We start from the raw sequence: 8,021 nt of genomic DNA, 5'->3' as shown, positions 1-8,021 counted from the left end.
AGCCCCGCCCTGTCGGGGCCCGGCGGCCGGGGCGTAGGGTGCGCCCTGTGAACGAACTGATCTTCCGGGGGAAAGACAAGTTCCGCCCGTCCTGGTCCGATTTCGGTCTGCTCGCGGTCATCCTCGCGGCCCAACTGGTCATCGGCTACGAGAGGCTCGGCCTCGTCCCGACGCTCCTGATCGTCGCCGGGACCCTGGTGATCGCCGTCCCGAGCCGCTTCGCCACCATGCGGTGCTGGAGCCGGGTCGGCGCCGACGGGATCACCCTCTGCTGGGGGCTCGGCCGTGGCCGCACCTACTCCTGGCAGCAGATCGCCTGGATCGACGTGCGGGAGACCAAGGGCTTCGGCATGAGCGAGGGCACGCGCGCGGCCCGGATCCACACCGTCGACGGCCGGCGCCGCTCGCTTCCGGCCCTCCAGAGCAGCACCTTCTACCCGTCGGCCGACTTCGACACGGACTTCCGCCGGGTCGTCAACTGGTGGGAGCTCAGCACCGAGCCGGGCGAGCGCGTCCGGCCGGGCGCCCAGGTGCGGGACCGGCTGACGCCGGTGAAGGTCGGGCTCCTGGCCTCCGTCGTCCTCGGCGCCGTCATCCTCGTCGACGTCCTGCGGTAACCACCGGAACTCCCGGTTCGGCTCCGGTTCCCGGGTGGGAGCCGGAGCCGACCTGTGTTCCGCGCGACCGAAGCACCGTCGGCGCACCGCGGTGCCGCCGGTCAGTCGACCACGGTGACCGTGAAGCCCTCGGGTGCCCGCAGCCGGAGCGCGCCGGTGTGGTCGGTGGTCACCTCGATCGGCAGTCCGGCCACCGTCAGCCCGTCGATCCGCAGCGACTCGTACCCGGCGGGCACCCGCGCCCGGACCGTCAGCCGGCGGCCCGGTGCGTCGGCCTCCAGGCCGAGCAGCGACTGGAGGACCGTCACGGCGGAGGCGGCGGCCCAGGCCTGCGGGCGGCAGGACGCCGGGTACGGGACGGGACGGGCGTAGTGCTCGCGCGGGTGGCCGCCGAAGAGTTCGGGCAGCCGGTGGTCGAAGCCCGCGGCGGCGCGCACCAGTCCGGCGGCCAGCGGCTCGGCGGCCTCGTGCAGTCCGGCCTTGGCGAGGCCGTGGACGGCGATTGCGCTGTCGTGCGGCCAGACCGAACCGGTGTGGTAGCCGAGCGGGTTGAAGCCGGCCGCGGCGGCGTCCAGGGTGCGCAGCCCGTAGCCGCTGTCCATGCCCGGGGCGGTGAGCCGGGCGGCGACCAGGGCGCTCTCCTCGGCGTCGAGCAGGCCGGTGCCGAGCAGGTGGCCCATGTTGGAGGCGATCGAGTCGACCCGGCGCTTGTCGCCGTCGAGGGCGACCACCGGGTAGCGGCCGTTTCCGTCCTCGGTCCAGAAGCTGTCGCGGAAGCGTTCCCGCAGCCGCTCGGCCCACTGCCGCCAGTGCTCGGCGCCGGGGCGGCCGAAGGCCTCCAGCAGGTCGGCCGCCTTGACCGCCGCCTCGTGGGCGTAGGCCTGGACCTCGCTGAGCGCGATCGGGGCGTCGGCGATCCGGCCGTCGCGGAAGCGGATGCTGTCGGAGGAGTCCTTCCAGCCCTGGTTGGACAGGCCGCTGCCGGTGCTGTCCACGTACTCCAGGAAGCCGTCGCCGTCCGCGTCGGCGTACCGCTCCAGCCAGTCGAGGGCGGCCTCGGCGTGCGGGAGGAGGTCCTCGACCTGGTCGGCGGGCAGGCCCCAGCGCCAGGCGTCGTGCAGCAGGACGAGCCAGAGCGGGGTGGCGTCGGCGGTGCCGAAGTAGCAGGGCGGCAGGTGGGCGCCGGTGTCGAGGTACTGCTCGGCGCGGCGGACCTCGTGCAGGATCTTGCCGGGCTGCTCCTCGGTGGCCGGGTCGACGGCGCGGCCCTGGCGCCGGGCCAGGGTGCGCAGGGTGCCGGCGGCGAGCTCGGTGCCGAGCGGGAGCAGCATCCGGGCCGCCCAGAGCGAGTCGCGGCCGAACAGGGTGAGGAACCAGGGCGCGCCGGCGCCGAGGAAGGTGTCGGCGGGGCTCAGCGGGTCGGTGAGCAGCAGGCCGCGCAGGTCCTGGTGGGAGCGGGCGAGCCAGTGGCCGAGGTCGTGTTCGCGGCCGGTGACCTCGGGGGCGCGCCAGGGGGAGGCGTCGGCGGGCGGGGCGGGGAAGAGGTCGCCCTCGGCGTGTTCGGCGGTGCACTCCAGGACGGCGTGCCAGGACTGGCCGGGGGCGAGTTCGATGTCGTAGCCGGCGGTGCCGGTGGCGGGGTCGAGGTGGTCGGGGGCCGGGGTGAGGGCGAGGACGGCGGTGAGCGGGCCCCGGCTCCAGCGCAGTGCGTCGTCGCCGTCGGCGCCGGGGGTCAGCGGGGTGTCGGCGCGGCCGGCCTTGACGGTGTCCATCGCGGCGAAGTCGCTCTCGGCGCGCAGGTCCAGGCGCAGCCGGGCGGTGAGGTCGCCGCCGTTGTGGACGGTGTAGCGCTCGGTGAGGCGTCCGGGGGCGAGTTCGCGGCGGCGTTCCAGGGTGGTGGCGGGGTCGGCGGTCCGCTCGGCGAGGCCGCGCAGCACGGTGACGAAGGTGGTGCTGCCGTCCGGGCCCTCGGCGGTGGCGACGGGTGCGTTGGGGACGCCGGGGACGGTGGCCTCCAGGCGGGAGAGGATCCGGCGGTCCCCGTGGAAGAAGCCGTCCGCTCCCCCGGCGAACCGGCCGTCGGGGCGGGAGGCGCAGAAGCTCGGGGCGGCCACGGAGAGCCGGGCGTCGTGCAGGAACGGCTGCAGGTCAATCGCTTCCATCGCTGACATGGTCTCTTCATCCTCTGCTGGGGGCTTGACAGTTGCTTCCACCCGGGCGCAACCTTTCTGCCGTTGGAGCGTTCCAAGACATTAACCCCCCTGGTGGGGATGATGGAACCCCGGATTGGAACGCTCCAACATTCATGTCGATGGAGACAGAACCTAGGATCGCCGTCATGCATGCACACTCATCGCCCCGGCCCAGGACAGGGTCCGCCGTGACCCTCGAAATGGTCGCCGCCCGGGCCGGCGTGGGCCGCCAGACGGTCTCCAACGCGATCAACTCGCCCGAGCTGCTGCGCCCGCAGACGCTGGAGCGGGTCCGGCGCGCCATCGACGAGCTCGGCTACCGGCCGCACCGGGCCGCGCAGGCCCTGAAGACCAGGGCCAGCAGGCTGATCGGCTACGGCATCCGCTCCAGCAGCACCGGCGTCGCGACCCCCGTCCTGGACCGGTTCCTGCACTCGCTCTCCGAGGCCGCCGACCGGGCCGGCTACCGGGTGGTGCTGTTCGCCGTCGCCCCCGGGGACGACGAGCTCACCAGCTACCGGCAGCTGCTGGACGAGCACGGCGCGGACGGCTTCGTGCTCAGCGGCACCGACCGCGGCGACCGCCGCCAGGGCTGGCTGCACGAACAGGGCGTCCCGTACGTCGCCTTCGGCCGCACCTGGAGCGGCCGGGACGTCGGCGACTGGGTCGACGTGGACGGCGCCGCCGGGACCTCGGCCGCCGTCCGGCACCTGGCCGGGCTCGGCCACCGCAGGATCGGCTTCCTCGGCTGGCCCAAGGGCTCCGGCGTCGGCGACGACCGCGCCCGCGGCTGGCAGAGCACGATGCGCGAACTCGGCCTGCCCACCCGGGGCCGCCGGGCCGAGAGCCCGGACGACCCGGAGCGCGCCACCGAGGCCGCCGAGCGGCTGCTCGCGGCCGGCGCGACCGCGGTCGTGGCCGCCAGCGACACCCTGGCCCTCGGCTGGTACCAGGCGCTGCGGCACGACGGCCGCACCCCCAGCCCGGAGGCGGCCGTCATCGGCTTCGACGACTCGCCGATCGCCCCCCTGCTCTTCCCCTCGCTGTCCAGCCTCGCCCAGCCGCTCGACGCGGTCGGCCGCGAGTGCATGCGGCTCCTGCTCGACCGGCTCGGCGACCGGCAACGGCCGACCGAACACGTCCTGCTGGAACCGGAACTGGTGCTCCGCGAAAGCGTGTGACACCGCTCCCCCGAGCCGTCTCCGACCCATCCCCCCACCCTCGCAAGGAGATCACGCATGGCCACCTCCCGCACCCTCGCCGCGGCCGCCGTCTGCGCGGCCGTCGCCCTCGGCGCCGTCACCGGCTGCTCCTCCTCCGGCGGCTTCGGCGACTCGACGGCCAAGCAGTCCTCCGGCGGCAAGCAGGACCTGACGGTGCTGATCGCCACCTCCGGCGAGGCCGAGACCGCCGCGGTCAAGGCGGCCACCGCCGCCTGGGCACAGCAGACCGGCAACACCGTCACGGTGCAGATCGCCAGCAACATCAACCAGCAGCTCGGCCAGGCCCTCGCCGGCGGCACCCCGCCGGACCTCTTCTACGTCAACTCCGACCAGTTCGCGAACTACGCCAAGGGCGGCTCGCTCTACGCCTACGGCGACCAGATACCCGACGCCGCGGACTTCTCCGAGCAGCTGCGCAAGGCCTTCAGCAACGACGGCAAGCTCACCTGCCTGCCCAAGGACAGCTCCACCCTGGGCCTGGCGATCAACACCGACCTCTGGAAGCAGGCCGGCCTGACCGAGGCCGACTACCCCACCACCTGGCAGCAGCTGTCCGACGACGCCGCCAAGCTCACCAAGGACGGCGTCACCGGCCTCGTCACCGCCCCCGACTACCAGCGGGTCGGCGCCCTGCTGAAGGAGGCCGGCGGCTGGATCACCGACCCCGAGCAGAAGACGATGACCGCCGACAGCCCGGCCAACAAGCAGGCGCTGGAGTACCTCCAGTCCATGATGAAGGCCGGCTCCGCCAAGTACGTCGCCGAGGTGGACGCCGGCTGGGGCGGCGAGGCGCTCGGCAAGGGCAAGGCCGCGATGACCATCGAGGGCAACTGGCTGAAGGGGGCGATGGCCAAGGACTTCCCGAACGTCCCGTACAAGGTGCTCCCGCTGCCCGCCGGCCCGGCCGGCCCCGGCACCCTCGCCTTCAGCAACTGCTGGGGCATCGCCGCCAAGAGCACCCACCAGGCCGCCGGCGTCGACCTGGTCAAGCACCTGACCAGCGCCGACCAGCAGCTGGAGTTCTCCAAGGCCTTCGGCGTGATGCCCTCGCGCACCAGCGCGCTGGCCACCTACGCCCAGCAGTACCCGGAGTCCAAGGCCTGGGTCGACGGCGTCGCCACCTCCCAGCCGCCGGTCACCATCGCCGGGTTCAACCAGGTGCTCACCCAGTTCAACACCGACCTCCAGTCGCTGAAGACCGGTGACCCGGCGGCCGTCCTGGGCAGCCTCCAGCGCAACGGCGAGCAGGCGCTCAAGAATGCCAAGTAAGAGCGCCGCCCGTACCGACCGCACCGCCCGTACGGCCCGCACCGCCGGGACGAAGGCCGGGCACGGCCTGCGCGAGGGAGCGTGGGGCTGGCTGTTCACCGGCCCCATGGTCCTCGTCCTCGGGCTCTTCATGGTCCTGCCCATCGCGATGGCCCTATGGGTCAGCCTGCTGCACTGGGACGGCCAGTCCAACCCCTTCAGCGGCAGCGCGGACTTCGTCGGCCTGGACAACTACCGGCGGCTGTTCACCCAGGACGGCCTGGACCGCACCCTGTTCGCCACCTCGCTGCGCAACACCCTGTACTACGTGGTGCTGACCGTGCCGCTCCAGACGGTGCTGGCGCTCTTCCTCGCCATCGCCGTCAACCAGCGGATGCTGCGCGGCCGGGGCGCCCTGCGCACGGTGTTCTACTTCCCGTCCGTCACCAGCTCGATCGCCGTCTCGACGGTCTTCCTCTTCCTCTTCCAGGGCAGCGGCGCCGTCAACCGGATGCTCGGCTGGCTCGGCGTCCAGGGGCCGAACTGGTTCGCCGACCCGCGCGGACTGGTCTGGCTGGTCCTCGGCTGGTTCGGCGTCGACCAGCCGGCGCCGACCGCCGGCGGGCCGCTCGGACTCTCCTGGTCCGAGTGGTTCGCCGGGCCCTCGGTCGCGATGTCCACCCTGATCCTGATGGCGGTCTGGACCACCTCCGGCACCTTCATGCTGATCTTCCTCGCCGCCCTCCAGGACATCCCGCGCGAACTGGAGGAGGCCGCCGCCCTGGACGGCGTCAACCGCCGCCAACTGCTGCGCCACGTCACCCTGCCCGCGCTGCGTCCCGTCCTGTTCCTCGTCCTGACCCTCGGCCTGATCTCCACCTGGCAGGTCTTCGACCAGGTCTACGTGATGGGCAAGGGCGCCCCCGGCAACACCACCCTCACCCCCGCCTACCTGTCCTACTCCTCCGGCTTCGACAACGCCGACTACGGGCAGGGCGCCGCCATCGCGTTCGTCCTGCTCGGCCTGATCCTGCTGCTCACCGCCGTCCAGCGGTGGGTGCTGCGGGAACGGGACGGCAAGCCGGGGCGGAAGGGAGCCCGACGTGCCGCGCACTGACGCCCCGCGGGCCGAGGACCGGCCGGTCCTCGGCCGCTTCCCCCGACCGCTGCGCCTCCTCGGCTACGCGGCCCTGGCCGGCTTCGCGCTGATCTACCTGCTGCCGTTCCTGCTGCAACTGGTGAACAGCTTCAAGACCGACCCGGACGCGGCCGCCCACCCGATGTCGCTGCTCCCGGACGGCGGCACCCTCGCCTCCTACCGGCGGCTGCTCGGGCTGGCGGACGGCGTGGAGAACGTCCCGTTCCTGCGCTGGCTGGGCAACAGCGTGGTGGTGACCGTCCTGGTCACGGCCGGCCGGGTGCTGTTCGACTCGATGGCGGGCTACGCGCTGGCCCGGATCAGGTTCCCCGGCCGGCGGCTGCTCTTCGGCTTCGTGCTCGCCGTGATGGCGGTGCCGGGCGTGGTGCTGCTGATCCCCAAGTTCCTGGTGCTGAAGAGCTTCGGCATGTTCGACACCTACAGCGGGATGGTCCTGCCCCTGCTGGTCGACGCCGCCGGGATCTTCATCATGAAGCAGTTCTTCGAGTCGGTGCCGCGCGAGATCGAGGAGGCGGCGCGGATCGACGGCGCCGGGACCTTCCGGATCTTCTGGTCGGTCGTGCTGCCGATGTCCCGGCCCTCCCTGATCACCCTCACCGTGCTCTCCTTCCAGGGCTCCTGGAACGAGTTCACCCACTTCCTGGTCTCCACCCAGTCCAGCGACCACGACACCCTGACCACCGGACTCGCCCACTTCGTCGCCGGCGGCCTCGGCTCCGGCACCCAGTACCCGCTCAAGCTGGCGGCGGCGCTCGTCTCCACCCTCCCGGTGGCGCTGCTGTTCTTCTGCTTCCAGCGGCACTTCGTGCGCGACGCCAACTCGGGCTCGTCCAAGGGCTAGCCCCCGCTTCTTCCCCTCTCCCATCCCTTCCGCACCACTCTGGAGAACGCCCGTGCCCGCCCGCATCGAGGACTACGCGCTGATCGGCGACATGCAGACCGCCGCCCTGGTCGGCCGGGACGGCTCCGTCGACTGGCTCTGCCTGCCCCGCTTCGACTCCCCGGCGGTCTTCGCCGGCCTGCTGGGGACCGACGAGCACGGCTTCTGGCGGCTCGGCCCGGGCGGCGACACCGCCGCCCCGGCCGTGCCCGCCGACCGCCGCCGCTACCGGGGCGACTCGCTGATCCTGGAGCAGGAGTGGGACACCGACGGCGGCACCGTGCGGGTGGTGGACTTCATGCCCCCGCGCGGTACCGCCGCCCCACAGCTGATCCGGATCGTCGAGGGCGTCTCCGGCACCGTACGGATGCGCTCCGCACTGCGGATGCGCTTCTCCTACGGCCGGGTGGTGCCCTGGGTCCGCCGCGTCGAGGAGGGCGGGCAGTCGCGCACGGTGGCCGTGGCCGGCCCCGACTCCGTCTGGCTGGACGGCGAGGCCGAGACCTACGGCCGCGACCTCACCACCTACGCCGACTTCACCGTCACCGCCGGGGAGCGGATCGCCTTCGCCCTCACCTGGCAGGCCTCCCACCTCGACGCACCCAAGCCCCCGGACGCCGAGGGCATGCTCGACGCCACCGCCGACTTCTGGCACGACTGGGCCGACCAGTGCACCTACCAGGGCCCCTACCGCGAAGCCGT

General features: G+C 72.8%; 7 protein-coding genes. 6 read left to right on the top strand and 1 reads right to left on the bottom strand.

The genetic code is table 11. From position 1 onward, the window contains the following. Positions 1–47: 47 nt before the first annotated feature. The gene (locus ACFRQN_RS38670) at positions 48–617 is read left to right on the top strand and encodes a PH domain-containing protein (RefSeq protein WP_380745284.1); all 570 of its coding nucleotides are present in this window, start codon (positions 48–50) and stop codon (positions 615–617) included. A 101-nt stretch (positions 618–718) separates the two neighbouring features. On the opposite strand, the gene ACFRQN_RS38665 is transcribed toward ACFRQN_RS38670, so the two are convergent. Beyond that, positions 719–2,779 (bottom strand): glycogen debranching N-terminal domain-containing protein, encoded by a 2,061-nt coding sequence (locus ACFRQN_RS38665; RefSeq protein ID WP_380745282.1) that lies wholly within the window; start codon positions 2,777–2,779, stop codon positions 719–721. A 218-nt stretch (positions 2,780–2,997) separates the two neighbouring features. Between ACFRQN_RS38665 and ACFRQN_RS38660 the strand changes: the two genes are divergently transcribed. From ACFRQN_RS38660 to ACFRQN_RS38640, 5 genes are all read left to right on the top strand, one after another. Further along, complete coding sequence (locus ACFRQN_RS38660; protein WP_380745280.1) at positions 2,998–3,990, top strand: LacI family DNA-binding transcriptional regulator; 993 nt, start codon at positions 2,998–3,000, stop codon at positions 3,988–3,990. A gap of 57 nt (positions 3,991–4,047) precedes the next feature. Continuing rightward, positions 4,048–5,301 carry an extracellular solute-binding protein gene (locus tag ACFRQN_RS38655; RefSeq protein ID WP_049650543.1) on the top strand — a complete coding sequence of 418 codons (1,254 nt, stop codon included), beginning with the start codon at positions 4,048–4,050 and terminating at the stop codon, positions 5,299–5,301. Next, on the top strand, positions 5,291–6,397 hold the full coding sequence (locus tag ACFRQN_RS38650) for a carbohydrate ABC transporter permease (RefSeq protein ID WP_380745278.1): 1,107 nt from the start codon (positions 5,291–5,293) through the stop codon (positions 6,395–6,397). Before ACFRQN_RS38655 ends, ACFRQN_RS38650 begins: the two co-directional genes overlap by 11 nt. Next, entirely contained in the window at positions 6,384–7,280 is an 897-nt protein-coding gene (locus ACFRQN_RS38645) for a carbohydrate ABC transporter permease (protein ID WP_079272266.1), read from the top strand. Before ACFRQN_RS38650 ends, ACFRQN_RS38645 begins: the two co-directional genes overlap by 14 nt. A 52-nt stretch (positions 7,281–7,332) precedes the next feature. Further along, on the top strand, positions 7,333–8,021 hold a 689-nt coding region (locus ACFRQN_RS38640), incomplete at its 3' end, for a trehalase-like domain-containing protein (protein ID WP_380745276.1).

The sequence above is a fragment of the Kitasatospora sp. NPDC056800 genome (assembly GCF_042789775.1).
In the GTDB taxonomy this organism is placed as follows: Bacteria; Actinomycetota; Actinomycetes; order Streptomycetales; family Streptomycetaceae; genus Kitasatospora.
This window is presented reverse-complemented; position numbering and strand designations above follow the sequence as displayed.

Bases quoted from the DNA above. Each gene is read 5' to 3' on its own strand.
- ACFRQN_RS38665 (WP_380745282.1), bottom strand. From the start codon at position 2,779: ATGGAAGCGATTGACCTGCAGCCGTTCCTGCACGACGCCCGGCTCTCC.
- ACFRQN_RS38655 (WP_049650543.1), top strand. From the start codon at position 4,048: ATGGCCACCTCCCGCACCCTCGCCGCGGCCGCCGTCTGCGCGGCCGTC.
- ACFRQN_RS38650 (WP_380745278.1), top strand. From the start codon at position 5,291: ATGCCAAGTAAGAGCGCCGCCCGTACCGACCGCACCGCCCGTACGGCC.